This window comes from Parafrankia discariae, from assembly GCF_000373365.1.
Lineage (GTDB): Bacteria > Actinomycetota > Actinomycetes > Frankiales > Frankiaceae > Parafrankia > Parafrankia discariae.
The window spans coordinates 41,396-57,666 of sequence record NZ_KB891218.1; the positions used below are offsets into that span (position 1 = coordinate 41,396).

Below are 16,271 nucleotides of genomic sequence, written 5' to 3' on the forward strand. Positions count from 1 at the left end.
CGTGGGTCGGCGCGAGCGCGCCGGCCCTGACCCGCGTGACCTTCTTGCGTCCCGGACGTGCCGGGACCGGAGGTGCGGGGTCGGATGTTCACCGGCATCGTCGAAGAACTCGGCGTGGTGACCGCCATCGAGCCGCGGCAGGACGCCGCGTCGCTCACCGTCGAGTGTCATGGCGTACTCGATGACGTGGCACACGGCGCCTCTGTCGCCGTGAACGGGGTCTGTCTCACGGTGACCTCGTTCGTCCTCCCTCCGGACACCGCGGCCGGCGGGGACGTGTCCGGGCCGGGCGGTTCCGCCGGTTCCGCCGGGGCGGCCGGCGGCTTCACCGCGGACGTGATGCTCGAAACGCTGCGCAGGTCCGCCCTGGGCGACCTCGCGGTCGGGGACCGGGTGAACCTCGAACGCCCCGTCCGCCTCTCCGACCGGCTCGGCGGGCACCTGGTGCAGGGGCACGTCGACGGGGTCGGCGTCGTCCTCGAGCGGGTACCGGCCGAGCACTGGGAGGTCGTGCGCGTCAGCCTGCCACCGGGGCTGGACCGCTACCTCGTCGAGAAGGGCTCGGTGACCGTGGACGGGGTCAGCCTGACCATCGTCGACGTCCGCGCCGCGGCCGGCGGTGAGCCGGCCAGTTTCTCCGTCAGCCTCATCCCGACCACCCTCGCCGTGACGACGCTGGGCACCCGCGCCGTCGGCGACAAGGTCAACATCGAGGTGGACGTCGTGGCCAAGTATGTCGAGAAGCTCCACGCCGACCTGAACGGATCACACTGATGACCACAAACCCGGCCGGCGACTCCTCGGCCGCCTTCCGCCCGACGGCCACGTCGCCGACGGCCACCTCCCACCCGGCGGCGTCCGCCGAGGCGCCGGTGAGCTTCGCGACGATCGAGGCCGCCATCGCCGAGATCGCCGCCGGCCGACCGGTCGTCGTGGTCGACGACGCGGACCGCGAGAACGAGGGCGACCTGATCTTCGCGGCCGAGGCGGCCACCCCGGAGCTGCTCGCCTTCATGGTCCGGCACACGGCGGGGGTCGTCTGCGTGCCGCTCGACCCCGCGGAGGTCGACCGGCTCGACCTCGACCAGATGGTCCCGCAGAACACCGACCGGATGGGCACGGCGTTCACGATCTCGGTGGACGCCCGCTCCGGCGTCACCACCGGGATCTCCGCCGCCGACCGGGCCCGGACCATCCGGCTGCTCGCCGACCCGGCGACCCAGCCCGCCGACCTCACCCGGCCCGGGCACATCTTCCCGCTGCGGGCGAAGGAAGGCGGTGTGCTGCGCCGGCCCGGCCACACCGAGGCTGCCGTCGACCTCGCCCGGCTGGCGGGCCTGCGCCCGGCCGGGGCGATCTGCGAGATCGTCAACGAGGACGGCACCATGGCCCGGCTGCCGGAGCTGACCGCCTTCGCCCGGGAGCACAACCTGGCCCTGATCTCGATCGCGGATCTCATCGCCTACCGTCGCCGGACGGAGAAGCAGGTCGTACGGGTCGCCGAGGCCCGCATCCCGACCCGCTACGGCCCGTTCCGGGCCGTCGGGTACCGGGGCACCCTGGACGGCGTCGAGCACATCGCACTGATCCGCGGCGAGGTCGGTGACGGGGAGAACGTCCTGGTCAGGGTGCACAGCGAATGCCTCACCGGAGACGTCTTCGGCTCCCAGCGCTGCGACTGCGGCAACCAGCTCGACGCGGCGCTACGCGCCGTGGCGGCCGAGGGCCGGGGTGTCGTGCTCTACGTCCGCGGGCACGAGGGCCGCGGCATCGGCCTCATGCACAAGCTGCAGGCCTACCAGCTCCAGGACGCCGGGCACGACACCGTCGACGCGAACCTCGCCCTCGGGCTGCCGGCCGACGCCCGCGACTACGGCACCGGTGCCCAGATCCTGGTGGACCTGGGCGTGCGGGGGCTGCGGCTGCTGTCCAACAACCCGACGAAGCGCGCCGGCCTGGAAGGCTACGGGCTGACCATCGTCGAGCAGGTGGGGCTGCCGGTGACGCACACTCCGGAGAACCTGCGCTACCTCACGACCAAGCGGGACCGGATGGGCCACGACCTGCCTGGCCTTCCCGGGCTGCCCGGCCTTCCCGGCCTTCCCGGCCTGCCTGACCTGCCGAAGGCGGTCGGCGGGGACGAGACCGCCGGTGGCGCGCACGACGCCCACCGCTGGCCGGTGACGGCGGCCCCGATCGCCGACCGCGCGGAGCGGGCCTGCGAGGAGGCCCGGTGAGCGGCGCCGGAGCGCCCGCCGAGGAGCTGCCCGACGCCAGCGGGGTGCGCCTGGCGATCGTGGCCACCCGATGGCATGTGGAGATCACCGACGCGCTGCTCGCCGGCGCGCTGCGCGCTGCGAAGGACTCCGGAATCACAGTCACCCCGACGGTCGTGAGGGTGTCCGGGGCCGTCGAGCTGCCCGTGGTCGTCGCCGCCCTGGCGGCGCGGCACGACGCCGTGGTGGCGCTGGGCGCGGTGATCCGCGGCGGCACCCCGCATTTCGAGTACGTCTGCCGCTTCGTGACGGACGGTCTGGCGCGGGTGACCCTGGACGCCGGGGTGCCGGTCGGGTTCGGCCTGCTGACCTGCGACACCCTCGAACAGGCCCGGGACCGGGCCGGTCTGCCGGGCTCGGCGGAGGACAAGGGCCGCGAGGCCACCCTCGCCGCGCTGGACACCGCTGTCATCCTGCGCGGCATCGGCGCCCTCGCCTGACGGGCCACCGCCCCGCTGGCCGGCCGGCGGGTGTGGGCCCGTGGTGGGCCGTCGGTAGCCCGGCCGTCGCCGCCGGGGTGGTGCCGGCCCGGCGTACTTGTGATGTCGTACGTTCCGCGAGAGTCTGGTTTCGAACCGTATCGGTGACCTCGCGCGGCCGGGCCCGGTGCGGCCGGGCCTGGCCAGGCGCGTCGCCGGCGGGGCGTACGGTTGCCGCACGGTGGTGGTTGCGGGAGCGGGTCTGAGGGGGATCGCCGCGTCCGTGTCACCTCATGGCGAGGTTCCGGTGCGACAGGTCGGAACCGGCGGTGGGCGGGGGGCTCACCACCGGTGCCGACCTTTCGGACGGTCGACACACATGAGGTGGGGACATGCAGGTGACGGGCCACGGATCTGAGCGTGACGCGGGCGGCGGGCCGCCCTCGCGCGATTCCGGCTCCGCGGGGTCCGACCACCGGGGAGCCGGTCGCGACCCGTTCGGCGCCGAACCGGAGCCGGTGCCGTCCGAGGCGGGCGGCGAGAGCGACTCCGAGGGCGACGCCCGCCCGGTCTCCCTGCTGGGCATGCGGATGTCGCAGGAGACCGAGCCCGGCCGGGCGACCGTCGGTCGCCGGCAGACCCGCAGCCGCCCGCGCCCGCCGCGGCCCGAGCCGGGGCGCGGGGCGCCGGCCCCGAATCCGCCGGCCGTCCGACGGACGGCCGCCCCGGCCGGCCCGACCCCAATCCCCGCGGGGTCTTCCCCCCCTGAGCAGCCCCAGGAACCCCCGCCTGTCCGGCAGGTGCGGCCCGATCGGCCGGCGCCGCCTGTCCGGCAGGTGCCGCCGGGCGTGCCCGCTCCAGCACCGGTCTCCGGCCGGCCGGCCGGCCCGCCGCCGCCCGCCCCGCCGGTCTCCGGGCGGGAGGTGATCGAGGGCGAGGCCACCGTTCCCTCGCCCGGCACCGCCCCGCCGTCCGCGGGTGGCTGGACGCCCGATGTCGGGACCACCGCCCCGCCGACGGCTGGGCGGCCTCCGGCCCAGTGGGAGCGCGCCGCGTCCTTCGGATCACTGCCCACGCTGCCGCCCTCGGTCCCGCTCCCGCCCGCCGCGCCGCCGCCGTCGCCACCGCCGTCGCCGTCGCCGTCGTCGCCATCGGCACCGGCGACCCGGGCAGTGGTGCCGTCACGAGCCGTGGAACAGGTCGTCCCGGCACCCGCACCGCCGGCGGCGGCCCGGCCGGCCCTGCCCCGCCCGGTCCCGCCGGCGGCGGCCCGGCCGTCGGCCGAGGTCGTTCCCGCGGCGGACCGGCGTCCGGCGGTGCGCGCCCTGCGGGTCCTGGTCGGCGGTTTCGGCGGTGGTTGCGGCCGCACGACGGTGACGGCCGGCCTCGGCATGGCGCTCGCCGCGCGCGCCCACTCCCGCGTCGCCGCCGTCGACGCCTGCCCGGACCCGTACGGCACGCTGACCCAGCGGGTCGGACTGCGCCCGCGCCGGATCGGGCTGCGCGAGCTGGCGGGGGCCCGGCCCCCGGTCGCGTCGCTGACCGAGCTGCGGCGCTACCTGGCCGCCGACGGCCCGGGTGGGCTCGAAGTGCTGCCCGGGGTGCACGATCTCACCGCGCCCGGCCTGGCCGGCGACGAGCTGGCCGCGGCCGTCGACCTGCTCGCCCGGTGGTTCCCGGTGGTCATCGCGGACGGGCCGTCGGGCTGGAGCCAGCCCGTGCCGACCACCCTGCTCGCGCGCAGTGATCTCGTTGTGGTCACCACCCGGGCCGGCGAGGCCGAGCTGGCCGCGACGGATGACGCGCTCACCGCGCTCGGCGCGGCCGGCCGGCCGGACCTCGCCGCCTCGGCGCTCGTGGCCGTGGTCGAGACCTACCCCACCCGGCTGACCCGCTCCGCCCGGCAGCGCCTGGACGACCTGGCAGGCCGGGCCCGGCTCGTGGCGGTCGTCCCGTTCGACCCCGCGCTGACGGACGGCCGTCCGTTCGACTGGCGGGGCCTGCGCAGGCGCACCCGGGCCGCGTTCGACGATCTCGCGACCGCCGTCGACCCGGCGTCCGCGGGCCCCGGCGGCGGTCCGCCGGGCACCGGTTGAGTCGGCCACCGGGCACCGGCTGATCCGGCCGCGCGGTCGGGACCGTACCCGGCGGGCCCCGGCCCGCGTACCCCGCCAAAGGCGACGGGTGTGGTGCCGGAGCGGCACTTTCACGCACTACAGTCGATGGGGTGTCCCCTGACCTGTTGACGCCGCCCGGGCAGGGTGATCACGGCCGCGCCGACTCCGCGTTGCTGGCGGCCCTGCGCTCGGGTGACCACGCCGCCCTCACCGCCGCGCTCCCGGGCGCCCGGGTGTTCGTCGGGGTGGAGGCCCGGGCGCTCGCCACCGACGCCCTGACCGGCGCCGACAAGAAGAGCGACATGGTTCTGGTCACGCTGCGTACGCCGTCCGGCTCCGGTGCGCTGCCGGTGTTCAGCGCGGTGGACGTGATGGCGGCCTGGCGTCCCTCGGTGCGCCCGGTTCCGGTGACGCTGCCCGACGCGTGCGCGGAGGCCGTCCGGATGGGCCTGGCCGCCGTCGTGATCGACCTCGGCGGCCCGTCCCCGGTCACCCTGGACGTCCGACCCGCCGCCGGGGACGTCGGCGGCGGGGGCGGCCGGCGCGGCCCGCGGCCCTTCAGCGGCGGCGAGGGCATGTGGATCTCGTCGGGCGACCCGGGAAGGCCCGCCGCCGCGCCCGGTGCGGCGGGTCCCACGGCCGCCGCCGACGGGCGTGCCGACGAGCTGATCGTCGCGGCCGACCTGGAGGGTGGTCTGCTCCGCCCGCGCCCGGTGCCGCTCGGCGCGCGGGGGCGCCGGCGGATCCGCGCCGCCCTCGTCGGCCTGCCGCCCGGGACGGAGGTCTGGCCCGCGGAGCTGGCGGAGTCGATGGGGCAGCGCTGGCCAGCCCGCCCGGTCCTGGCCGTCGCGGTGAGCGGTGTTCCCAGCACCACGGCGACCACCGGGGCTATCGGGGGCAACGGGAACCTCGCGGACAACGCGGATCCCGAGGGCGCCGCGGATCCCGAGGGCGCCGCGGCCTGCGGGGACGACATGATCACCGAGATCGTGCGCCGGCTCCGCCTGGTGATCGAGGACGGGCCCGGCGGATCCGCGGCGGGTGGCGGGGCCCCGGAGGCCGCGGTGCTCGTCGTCGACCCCACCGAGGTGCCAGCGGTACGCGCCCATCTCGGCCGCGGGGTACGCCCCCCGCGGCGTTCACCGTTCCGCCGCCGGGCCGGCGGCGCCTGACCCGTGGCCACGCGACCGGCGCAGGTCGGCCGGGTCCGCGCCGGGCGTCCCGCGGACATCCCGCCGCATCGGCACGGTGCCCGGCCGGCCCGCGCCGGGTCGGGGCGGGCCGCGCCGGGCCGCCGGCCCCGGTGTTGATCGGTCCTGTCGCGCATCTCTGCTAGGCTGGGCCGCAGACCGCCTGATGGCGGGTCCTGACGTCGTGCTCGGGCACGACATGTCACTGAGTCGGTCCGGTCCCTGAGTAGACACCATCACTCGGGTGGCGGGGTCGCCGAGGTGGCATGAGTCCCGGTGGCACGCCGCTCGGGTCCCGTGGTCGGGTCAAAGCGGGGGTTCGCCCTCCACCCGTCGTCGCCGCGGCACAGTACAGCCGGCCGGTCGTCAACCGACCGGCTCGCCCACGGCGGCCGGGTCGCCGGTCGGCCGAGCCGTTTCCACGGCGTTGTCGGCCGGGAGCCCGGGATGTCCCGGGCTTGGTGCTCCGCTGCGGTGAGGTCGTGCCCGCGCGTCGAGCCACGGAGGAAAGCACATCAGCACAGAGTCACGTATCAACGACCGGATCCGCGTTCCGGAGGTTCGCCTCGTCGGTGCGGAGGGCGAGCAGATCGGCATCGTCTCCATCGGGGAGGCCATGCGCCTGGCGCAGGAGTCCGACCTCGACCTCGTCGAGGTGGCACCCACTGCCCGTCCGCCGGTCTGCAAGCTGATGGACTATGGGAAATTCAAGTACGAGTCCGACCAGAAGCGTCGTGAGGCTCGTAAGAACCAGGTCCAGACGGTCATCAAGGAGATGAAACTCCGACCGAAGATCGATCCGCACGACTACGAGACCAAGAAGGGTCACGTGGTGCGGTTCCTCAAGGCCGGCGACAAGGTCAAGATCACCATCATGTTCCGAGGTCGGGAGCAGTCCCGTCCCGAGCTCGGCATCCGGCTGCTGCAGCGGCTGTCCACCGACGTGGCCGACCTCGGCTACGTCGAGGCCCAGCCCAAGCAGGACGGCCGGAACATGACGATGGTCATGGCCCCGCACAAGGGCGCCAAGCCCCAGCGGCTCCCGGAGTCCGCCAGCCAGGTGTAGGTCACGACCGGGCGAAGTCGCAACGACGTGCACACAGCACGGGTAATGCCGAACAGGCGCGCCAGCGGCGCGTGCCCGCAATCCACCCACAGGGACACGATCATGCCCAAGATGAAGACCCACACCGGTACCGGGAAGCGTTTCCGGGTCACCGGCACCGGCAAGATCATGCGTCGGCGCGCCAACCGCGCCCACCTGCTCGAGCACAAGACGAGCCGCCGCACCCGCCGGCTGTACGACGAGGTCCCGCTGAGCTCCGCGGACAACCGGCGGATCAAGCGCCTGCTGGCTCGCTGACGGTTCCGCCTCCGCCGACGCTCCCTGGCGGGTCCGGGGGCCGGAAGTGAACGAACGAAGGAGACAGGTGCCCTCATGGCACGCGTGAAGCGGGCGGTCAACGCCCAGAAGAAGCGCCGCGAGGTCCTCGAGGCCGCCAGCGGTTACCGGGGCCAGCGCTCGCGGCTCTACCGCAAGGCCAAGGAGCAGATGCTCCACTCGATGACCTACTCCTACCGGGACCGTCGCGCTCGCAAGGGCGACTTCCGGCAGCTGTGGATCACTCGTATCAACGCCGCGGCGCGCGCGAACGGTCTGACCTACAACCGCTTCGTCCAGGGCCTGCGACTGGCCGGCGTCGAGGTGGACCGCAAGATCCTCGCCGATCTCGCCGTCAACGACGCGGCCGCGTTCGCCGCCCTCGTCGAGGTCGCCCGCGCGGCGCTGCCCGCGGCGGCCGAGACCTCGGCCGCCTGAGGCACCGCGGGCTTCCTCCGGTGTCGCCTCGCCACCCGCAGAGCCGGTCCACGGCCCGGCCGACGGCTCTCGCCGGTGGCCGGCCCGCCGGCCCGCCGGCCGAGCGGGTGGACGGGCTGCGCTCGGCCCGCGTCGCCGCCGCCCGTCGGCTGCGGCGACCCGCGGATCGCCGCGGCGAGGGCCTGTTCCTCGTCGAGGGCGCTCAGGCGGTCACCGCGGCGCTGGCCGTGGGCGCCCTGGTGGAGCTTTTCGTCGGCGAGTCGGCGGCGGCGCGGCACACGGAGCTGCTGGCCGCGGCCGACCTGCCGGTCCGGCTCGTGACGGACGCCGCCGCCGCCGCGCTGTCGGAGACGGTGACCCCCCAGGGCCTGGTCGGCGTGGCCGAGCTGCCCCGCCACGAGCTGACGGATCTGGGCCGGCCGCGCCTGGTCGCGGTCTGCGAGGGCGCGAACGATCCGGGGAACGCCGGTACCGTGATCCGCTCGGCCGACGCGGCCGGCGCCGACGCGGTCGTGTTCACCGGGAACAGTGTCGACCCCTACGGGGGCAAGTGCGTCCGGGCGTCCGCGGGGAGCCTGTTCCACCTGCCGGTCGTGGTCGCCGAGGACGGCCCCGCCGTCGTCGGGGCGCTGCGCGCGGCCGGGTGCCTGGTGCTGGCGGCCTCGGGTCGTGCGGCCCGCGACCTCGACGACCTGGCCGGCGCGGGCACGCTGGCGGGACCGACGGCCTGGGTCTTCGGTAACGAGGCACGGGGGCTCACACCGGCGACGGCGGCGTCCGCGGACGCGGCGGTGCGGGTACCGGTGTACGGTCAGGCCGAGTCGCTGAATCTTGCGGTTGCGTCAGCACTGTGTCTGTATGCGTCGGCGCGGGCGCAGAGAATGGTCGGGTCCGCTACGTCCGGCGCCGGGGGAGGTGGGGCGCATTGACGCGCATCGTCGCGTCCACTTCCGGGCATTACGTCGCGGATGACGACCAGGTCGTCGTGGTACCGGATGCCGGTGTCACGGAGGGTGACGCCGTAGCCCCCGGTGCCCCCGACGGCGGCGCCCTGGCGCACGGGGCTGGTGAGACCGAGACCGAGACCGCGGAGGAGTCGGTGGACGTGCTTTCTCCGGCGGCCCTCGACCTGCTGCCCGACCCGGTGGTCGTCACCGACGCGACGGGCACCGTGGAGCTGTTCAACGCCGCCGCGACGAAGATGACCGGGCTGTCCGCCGGGTACGCGGTCGGCCGGCACGTCACCGACGTCCTGCCGCTGCTCGACGAGCGCGGCAACGACTGGTGGGAGTGCTCGCAGCCGAGCCGCGAGCTGCCGCGGGTCACCGGGCAGCCCGAACGCCGGCTGACCTACGCCGGCCCCGCCTCCGACCACGACTTCAACGTCACCACCCGGTTTACCCGGGTCGAGGGCGCCCTGGTGCGGGTCGCCGTCTGCCTGCGGGACACGGTCAGCCGGGAACGGATCGAGCGCAACCGCGCCGACCTCATCGCCACCGTCGCGCACGAGCTGCGCTCGCCGCTGACCAGCGTGAAGGGGTTCACGGCGACCCTGCTCGCCCGGTGGGACAGATTCACCGACGAGCAGAAGAAGCTCATGCTCAACACGGTCAACACCGACGCCGACCGGGTCACCAGGCTGCTGACCGAGCTGCTCGACGTCTCCCGCATCGACGCCGGCCGGGTGCAGATCCGCAAGCAGATCGTGGACATGCGCACCGCCGTCCGCCGGGTGGTCGAGGGCAAGATCGCGGCCGGCTCCGCGCCGGCGGAGCGGTTCGCCGTCCGGATGGAGGGCGACCTGCCCGAGATGTGGGTCGACCCCGACAAGATCGAGCAGGTGCTCCACAACCTCGTCGACAACGCGTTGCGCCACGGCGCGGGTACTGTGACCGTCGTGCTCAGCGGTACGGGGACAGGCGCCGAGGTGACGGTCGGCGACGAGGGCGATGGAGTCCCGGAGGCCAACGCCACCCGGGTGTTCGCCAAGTTCTGGCGCGGCGCGAGCCGCGGGAACGGCACCGGTCTCGGGCTGTACATCGCCAAGGCGCTGATCGACGCGCACGGTGGGACGATCTCGGTCGGCAAGGCGCCGGGCGGCGGGGCGGAGTTCCGATTTTTCGTGCCCGCCGGCGGGCCCGTGTTCGGCTGAGGCCGCGTACGACGAACCACCGGCGGGCGCCCCGGAGAACCGACCCATCCATTCGGGCGGGCTGTGCCAGCCCGCCCACCGTCGATGAGGATGATCATCGTGCCCGCCCCCAACGAGACCGCTGATCCCGTGGATCAGCCTGTGGATCTCGGTGCCCTGGATCCCGGACGGCTCGACGGTGCCGCGGCCGCGGCCCTCGCCGCGATCGCCGGGGCCGACGACCTGACCGCGCTGTCCACCGTGCGTACCGCCCACGTGGACGGACAGCAGGCGCCGCTGATGCTCGCCCGCCGCGAGCTCGGTGCTCTGCCCCGAGAGCACCGGGCGGAGGCCGGCCGCGCGCACAACGCCGCGACCGCGAAGGTCCGGGCCGCCTACGAGGCCCGGCTGGCCGAGCTCACCGCCCGGCGTGACGCCGAGATCCTGGTCGCCGAGCGGGTCGACGTGACCCTGCCGGTCGACCGCCGCCGCCGTGGCGCCCGGCACCCGCTGAGTCTGCTCTCCGACCGGCTCACCGACGTCTTCGTGGCCATGGGCTACGAGGTCGCCGAGGGCCCCGAGGTGGAGCACGACTGGTTCAACTTCGAGGCGCTCAACATGGCGCCCGACCATCCCGCGCGCAGCGAGCACGACACGCTCTACGTCGAGCCGACCGCGTCCGGCCGGCTGCTGCGCACGCACACCTCGCCGGTGCAGATCCGCTCGCTGCTGTCCCGCCCGCTGCCGGTCTACGTGGTCTGCCCCGGGCGCACCTACCGCAACGACACGATCGACGCGACGCATTCGCCGGTGTTCGGCCAGCTCGAGTGCCTCGCCGTCGACGAGGGCATCACCATGGCCGACCTGCGCGGCACCCTGGAGGTGTTCGCCCAGGCGCTGTTCGGCTCCGGGCTGTCCACCCGGCTGCGGCCGTCGTTCTTCCCGTTCACCGAGCCGTCCGCCGAGCTGGACGTCCAGTGCTTCGCCTGCCGCGGCGACGCCGCCCGCCAGCCGTGCCGGGTCTGCTCCGACGAGGGCTGGATCGAGGCCGGTGGCTGCGGGATGGTCGACCCGAACGTGCTGCGGGCCTGCGGGGTCGACCCCGCGCGATACAGCGGCTTCGCCTTCGGGATGGGCCTGGAACGGGCCGCGATGACCCGGCACGACGTCCGCGAGATCCGCGACTTCGTCGACGGGGACGTCCGTTTCGGCCTGCCGTTCGGAAGCGAGGGCTGACCCGGTGAGAATCGTCATGTCGTGGCTGCGTGAGCTCGTCGGCGGCCTGCCGCCGGCGAAGGCCGTGGCCGACGCGCTGATCCGCGCCGGTTTCGAGGTCGAGGGCCTGGAGACCGTCGGCGGCGACCTGGCCGGCGTGGTCGTCGGCGAGGTGCTCTCGATCGAGGTCGTCGCGGCGAAGAAGAAGGACGTCCGTTTCTGTCGGGTGCGGGTCGCCGACCTCGGGGCGCCGGGTGAGCCCGCCGCGTCCGGGCCGGGGGAGTCCGGGCCGGGGGAGACCGAGCCCGGTGTGCGCGGGATCGTCTGCGGCGCGTTCAACTTCGAGGTCGGCGACCGGGTGCCGGTCGCGCTGCCCGGCGCGGTGCTGCCCGGAGGGTTCGAGATCAGCTCCCGTAAGACGTACGGGCGTGTCAGCGACGGGATGATCTGCTCGGCCCGGGAGCTGGGTCTCGGGGAGGACCACAGCGGGATCCTCGTCCTGCCCGCGGACTCCCGGATCGGGATGGACGTCGCCGAGCTGCTCGGCCTCGGCGACGAGGTACTCGACATCGCCGTCACCCCGGACCGGGGCTACGGCCTGTCGGTGCGCGGCATCGCCCGCGAGGCGGCGACGGCCTTCGGCCTGCCGTTCGACGATCCCGGTGTGTGGGGCGCCTCCGGTGCCGGCGGCGGGGACGCGGCCGGGTACCCGGTGCGGGTCGAGGACCCGGTCGCCTGCGACCGCTACGTCGCCCGGACGGTCAGCGGTGTCGACTCCGCCGCGCGCACCCCGCTGGGTTGGTCGCGGCGGCTGTCGCTGGCCGGCATGCGGCCGATCTCCGCGCCGGTCGACGTCACCAACATCATCATGCTTGGCCTCGGGCAGCCGCTGCACGCGTTCGACCGGGCGAAGCTGACCGGCCCGATCGTCGTCCGCCGGGCCCGGGCGGGGGAGCGGCTGCTGACACTGGACGGCGTCGACCGCGCGCTCGACCCGGAGGACCTCGTCATCGCCGACGACTCCGGGCCGGTCGCGCTCGCCGGGGTGATGGGCGGCGCCGCGACGGAGATCTCCGCGGCGACCACCGACATCGTCCTGGAGTCCGCGCACTTCGACGCGGTCACGGTCGCCCGGACCGCCCGCCGGCACCGCCTCGGCTCCGAAGCGTCGCGCCGGTTCGAGCGCGGGGTCGACCCGGCGCTCGCGCCGGTCGCCGCGCAGCGGGCCGTCGACCTGCTGCGCGAGCTGGCCGCGGCCACCGCCGAGCCCGGCGTCACCGACGTCGACCACCGGATGGCCGCGGAGCCGATCGTGTTCCCGCTCGGCGAGCCCGAGCGGCTGGCCGGCCGTCACTACCCGGCAGACGCGATCCGCCGCCGTCTCACCGACGTCGGCTGCCTGCCGCGCGACCCGGAGCCCGCCGGGGCACCAGGTGCGCCGGCCGAGCCCGCCGAGCTGCTGGTGACGCCGCCGTCCTGGCGGCCCGACCTGCTCCGTCCCGCGGACCTGGTCGAGGAGGTCGTCCGGCTCGAGGGGTACGACACCATCCCGGTGACGCTGCCGCTGCTGCCCGCCGGGCGTGGTCTCACCGCCGCCCAGCAGCTGCGGCGGGCCGTCGGGCGGGCGCTCGCCGCCGACGGACATGTCGAGGTGCTCACCCTCCCGTTCGTCGCCGAGGACGCCGCCGACGCGCTCGGCCTGCCCGCCGGCGACGAGCGTCGGGCGGCGGTGCGGGTGGCGAACCCGATCGCCCAGGACGCCTCCTACCTGCGCACCACGCTGCTGTCCGGGCTGATCGCCGCGGCCGTGCGCAACATCGGCCGCGGCCAGACCGATCTCGCGCTGTTCGAGATCGGCCTGGTCTTCCGGGAGCCGGACGACGCGCCGGCCGTGCCGGTCGCGGTGGTCACGCCGCCGGTCGACCGCCGTCCCGGCGAGGACGAGATCAACGCGCTGAACGCGGCCCTGCCCCGCCAGCCGCGCCACGTCGCGGTGGTGCTCACCGGCCTGCGTGAACCCGCCGGCTGGTGGGGTCCGGGGCGGGCGGCCGACTGGGGCGACGCCCTGGCCGCCGCGCAGGCCACCGCCGCCGCGGTCGGCGTCGAGCTGACCGTCGCCGCCGGGGAGGTCATGCCCTGGCACCCCGGCCGCTGCGCCGAACTGTCCGTCGACGGCCGGGTCGTCGGGTACGCCGGCGAGCTGCACCCGCGGGTCCTCGGGTCCGTCGGGCTGCCGGCCCGTACCTGCGCGATGGAGCTGGACCTGGACGCGCTGATCGGCGCCGCGCTCGAGCGGCCGCCGGTCGTGGCTCCCGCGATCTCCACCTTCCCGCCGGCCGACCGCGACGTCGCGCTGGTCACCGCGGTGGACGTCCCCGTCGCCACGGTGACCGAGGCGTTGCGGGCGGGGGCCGGGGACCTGCTGGAGGCGCTGTCGCTGTTCGACGTCTACGAGGGGGACCAGGTCGGTCCCGAACGCCGCTCGCTGGCGTTCGGCCTGCGGCTGCGGGCCCCGGACCGGACGCTGACCGCCGCCGAGGCGAACGACGCCCGCGACGCCGCGGTGGCCGAGGCCACCAGCCGGACGGGCGCCGTCCTGCGCGGCTGAACGGGCGCCGTCCGCGCGGCTGACGAGCCCGCCCCACCGGGCGCTCGCTCAGGCGTCCACCGCCGCCGACCCGGGCGAGCGGACCAGCGGGGCGAGCAGAGGGAGCCGCAGGCCGATCATGGTCGGCCCGCCGGGGACCCGGTCGACGATCACGGCGAGCCGCCGTGGCGCCAGCCGGGCGGTGAGCACCTCCCGGCGGGCCGGCGGCGCGAGCTGGTCGTGGACGGCGGCGGCGAAACCCAGCGCGTCCGCCCGGGTGCCGGCCGATGGACGGCTCCGGGCGAACCGGGCGAACCGGTCCGGGAAGCCGCTCGTGGCAGCGAGACCGGGCCAGGCCCGGGCGACCGCCGCGCGCCGCTTGTCGATCAGCGTCATCCGGACCGCCTCGAACCGTTCCGGGTCGAAGCCGTCGGCCGGTCCGGCCCCGCTCACCAGGTCGGCCACCATCGCCGCCTGCCGTCCCGCGAGCGCCGCGGTGCCCGCGGTGTCCACCGCGTCGTCGGCCGCGTCGGCGCCGGCGTCGTCGGCGTCGGCGGTTTCCGCCGTCCGCCGGCGCGGGGCGGCTGGACGTCGGTGGGGCCCGGGCCGTCCCGGGCCGGGCCCCAGAGCGGCGGCGTGGATCGCGTCGAGCTCCGCGTGGAGCTCGGCCGCCCGGGGGTAGTTCCCGTCCCGCTCGAGCAGGACGGCGGGCGTCCCCGACCAGCGTGCCGCCGCCTCGGCCACCAGGCCCAGGACCTCGGGTGACACCGGGTGCAGGTGGGTGTCGAAGTAGATCCCGTCCGCCACCCGGCCACCGGCGACATGGGCGTACGCCACCTGCTCCCAGGGCAGCGCGTCGAGGAACCGCAGCGGGTCGACGCCGTGGTTGACGGCGTCCCCGTGCAGGTTGGCGACGTCCACGAGCAGCAGCGCGCCGGTGCGCTCGGCGAGCTCGGTCAGGAAGGCGGCCGGGTCCAGCTCGTCGTCCGGCCAGGCGAGCACGCTCGCCGCGTTCTCCAGCGCGAGCGGGACGGGCAGCTCGGCCCGCAGGTCGGCGATGTTGCGGGCCAGCACGCGCAGTGCCGCCCGGGTGCGCGGGACGCCGAGCAGGTGCCCGGCCTCCACCCCGCCCGCCCGGACGAAGGCGACATGCTCGCTGACCAGCGGCGAGCCGAGCCGTTCGGCGAGCGCGGCCAGCCGCGCCACCCGGGACGGGTCGAGCGGCTCGGCACCGCCGAGGGAGAGCCTCGTGCCGTGCGGGACGACCGGTACACCGAGCCCGGTGAGGGCGGGTGGCAGCGGTGCCTCCGGGTGCACGAGCTCCGCGATCACCTCGACGAAGCCCAGATCGGACCGTTCGGCGAGCACGGCGCCGAGCTCGGGCCGCCACCCGGCACCGAGCCCCGCCAGCGCCCCGGCGGCCGCGACCCGGTCAGCCTCCGCCACAACCGCCACCGCCTCCGCCACAACCGCCACCGCCTCCGCCACAACCGCCACCGCCGCCTCCGCACCCGCCGCCGTGCCCGCCGCCGTGCCCGCCTCCGCCGCCTCCGCCGCCGTGGCCACCGCCCCAACCGCCCCAGCTGTGGCCACCGCCCCAGCCGTCGCTGCCGCCATGGTGCGAGTCGTCCCCGCCGAAGGCCAGCCAGCCGGCGATTCCACCGAACGCGCTGTCGCCCGCGTCGGTCGAGCGGGTGTACTCGCGGGCCGGGCCGCCGCGGCCGCCGCCGCGGACGTCCTGGGGCCGGGGGCCGACCCCCAGCCGGTTCGCGACGGTGGCGTCGGCCCGCCACAGGGCCGCCGGCCCGAACAGCGCGACGGCGACCGCGCGCTGGCCGGGGACGCCCCCGTCCGCGTAGCCGGCCCGGCGGATCCGGGCGGCCTCGACGAGCCGGCGGCCGTCCCGCGTCGCCGGCGCCGGCCCGGCCAGGACGATCACGGCCAGCACGCCGGCGAGCGCCACCGGCACGACGAGACCCGGCACGCCCGCGCCGTAGCCGAGCAGCGTGAGGGCCGCGACGGCGATCGACACCGGCAGCAGCAGACGCAGTACGGACAGCACGCCGACCAGGCCGGCGGGCGGGACGTGGCCGGCGGCGGCCAGCCGTGCCCGCGCGGCCCGCAGCTCGGGACCGTCGGCGAGCCGCTGGAGGATCACGCGGACGCGCGGCTGGCCGGCGGCCGCGATCAGCCGGTGCGCGCTCGCGGCGAGCGGCGTGCTGCCCGCCGGGAGCGGACCTGACACGCCGAGCCGCCAGGTCAGCGGGATGTGGATCGCACCGGCCTCGTAGAGGCCCACGAGGGCGGTCAGCGCGGCGCGCTTCGGCCCGGCGCCGATCAGCGCCAGGTCCTCGGCTGGAACCGACTGCGGATCGGGCTGCCCGGCGCCGTGGCCGCGCACCGCCGCCGCGCGCAGCGCCACCAGGGCGGCGATGGCGGCAAGCACTGTGAACAGGTAACCGAGTGAGATCGCCATCGTCACTCCCATCCTGGGTCGGCTCGACGCCGGGATGGTGG

General features: G+C 75.7%; 14 protein-coding genes. 12 read left to right on the forward strand and 2 right to left on the reverse strand.

Features of this window, described 5'->3' with window-relative positions:
• Positions 1–84 precede the first annotated feature (84 nt).
• The 12 genes from B056_RS0116875 to pheT all read left to right on the forward strand — a co-directional run bounded on the left by B056_RS0116875 (position 85) and on the right by pheT (position 13,775).
• Positions 85–774, forward strand: coding sequence for a riboflavin synthase (locus B056_RS0116875; RefSeq protein ID WP_018503043.1), 690 nt, complete (start codon positions 85–87; stop codon positions 772–774).
• On the forward strand, positions 774–2,237 hold the full coding sequence (locus tag B056_RS0116880) for a bifunctional 3,4-dihydroxy-2-butanone-4-phosphate synthase/GTP cyclohydrolase II (protein ID WP_018503044.1): 1,464 nt from the start codon (positions 774–776) through the stop codon (positions 2,235–2,237). Before B056_RS0116875 ends, B056_RS0116880 begins: the two co-directional genes overlap by 1 nt.
• Complete coding sequence (ribH, locus tag B056_RS0116885) at positions 2,234–2,716, forward strand: 6,7-dimethyl-8-ribityllumazine synthase (protein WP_018503045.1); 483 nt, start codon at positions 2,234–2,236, stop codon at positions 2,714–2,716. The genes B056_RS0116880 and ribH overlap by 4 nt, the downstream gene beginning before the upstream one ends.
• 827 nt (positions 2,717–3,543) lie before the next feature.
• Positions 3,544–4,791 carry a MinD/ParA family ATP-binding protein gene (locus B056_RS0116890; protein ID WP_230203036.1) on the forward strand — a complete coding sequence of 416 codons (1,248 nt, stop codon included), beginning with the start codon at positions 3,544–3,546 and terminating at the stop codon, positions 4,789–4,791.
• Positions 4,792–4,922: 131 nt separating this feature from the next.
• Positions 4,923–5,984: an SseB family protein gene (locus B056_RS0116895; protein ID WP_026239789.1), complete on the forward strand. Its 1,062-nt coding sequence runs from the start codon at positions 4,923–4,925 to the stop codon at positions 5,982–5,984.
• Positions 5,985–6,546: 562 nt separating this feature from the next.
• Positions 6,547–7,068, forward strand: coding sequence for a translation initiation factor IF-3 (gene infC / locus B056_RS0116900; RefSeq protein ID WP_326828233.1), 522 nt, complete (start codon positions 6,547–6,549; stop codon positions 7,066–7,068).
• Between the two features lie 102 nt (positions 7,069–7,170).
• Positions 7,171–7,365: a 50S ribosomal protein L35 gene (rpmI, locus tag B056_RS0116905; protein ID WP_020459339.1), complete on the forward strand. Its 195-nt coding sequence runs from the start codon at positions 7,171–7,173 to the stop codon at positions 7,363–7,365.
• 75 nt (positions 7,366–7,440) lie between these two features.
• Complete coding sequence (rplT, locus tag B056_RS0116910) at positions 7,441–7,821, forward strand: 50S ribosomal protein L20 (RefSeq protein WP_020459340.1); 381 nt, start codon at positions 7,441–7,443, stop codon at positions 7,819–7,821.
• A 20-nt stretch (positions 7,822–7,841) separates the two neighbouring features.
• Positions 7,842–8,750, forward strand: coding sequence for a TrmH family RNA methyltransferase (locus B056_RS0116915; RefSeq protein WP_018503051.1), 909 nt, complete (start codon positions 7,842–7,844; stop codon positions 8,748–8,750).
• On the forward strand, positions 8,747–9,973 hold the full coding sequence (locus B056_RS0116920) for a sensor histidine kinase (RefSeq protein ID WP_018503052.1): 1,227 nt from the start codon (positions 8,747–8,749) through the stop codon (positions 9,971–9,973). Before B056_RS0116915 ends, B056_RS0116920 begins: the two co-directional genes overlap by 4 nt.
• Before the next feature lie 99 nt (positions 9,974–10,072).
• Positions 10,073–11,188: a phenylalanine--tRNA ligase subunit alpha gene (gene pheS / locus B056_RS0116925; protein WP_026239790.1), complete on the forward strand. Its 1,116-nt coding sequence runs from the start codon at positions 10,073–10,075 to the stop codon at positions 11,186–11,188.
• Positions 11,189–11,192: 4 nt separating this feature from the next.
• A complete protein-coding gene (gene pheT / locus B056_RS0116930; RefSeq protein ID WP_026239791.1) occupies positions 11,193–13,775 on the forward strand; it encodes a phenylalanine--tRNA ligase subunit beta in 2,583 nt (860 codons plus the stop codon).
• 48 nt (positions 13,776–13,823) lie between these two features.
• Here the strand turns inward: pheT and B056_RS36905 are convergent, their stop codons facing one another.
• Positions 13,824–15,251, reverse strand: a complete 1,428-nt coding sequence (locus tag B056_RS36905; protein WP_230203037.1) for a DUF692 domain-containing protein — start codon at positions 15,249–15,251, stop codon at positions 13,824–13,826.
• On the reverse strand, positions 15,187–16,230 hold the full coding sequence (locus tag B056_RS40720) for a TIGR04222 domain-containing membrane protein (RefSeq protein ID WP_051105651.1): 1,044 nt from the start codon (positions 16,228–16,230) through the stop codon (positions 15,187–15,189). Before B056_RS40720 ends, B056_RS36905 begins: the two co-directional genes overlap by 65 nt.
• Positions 16,231–16,271: the final 41 nt, after the last annotated feature.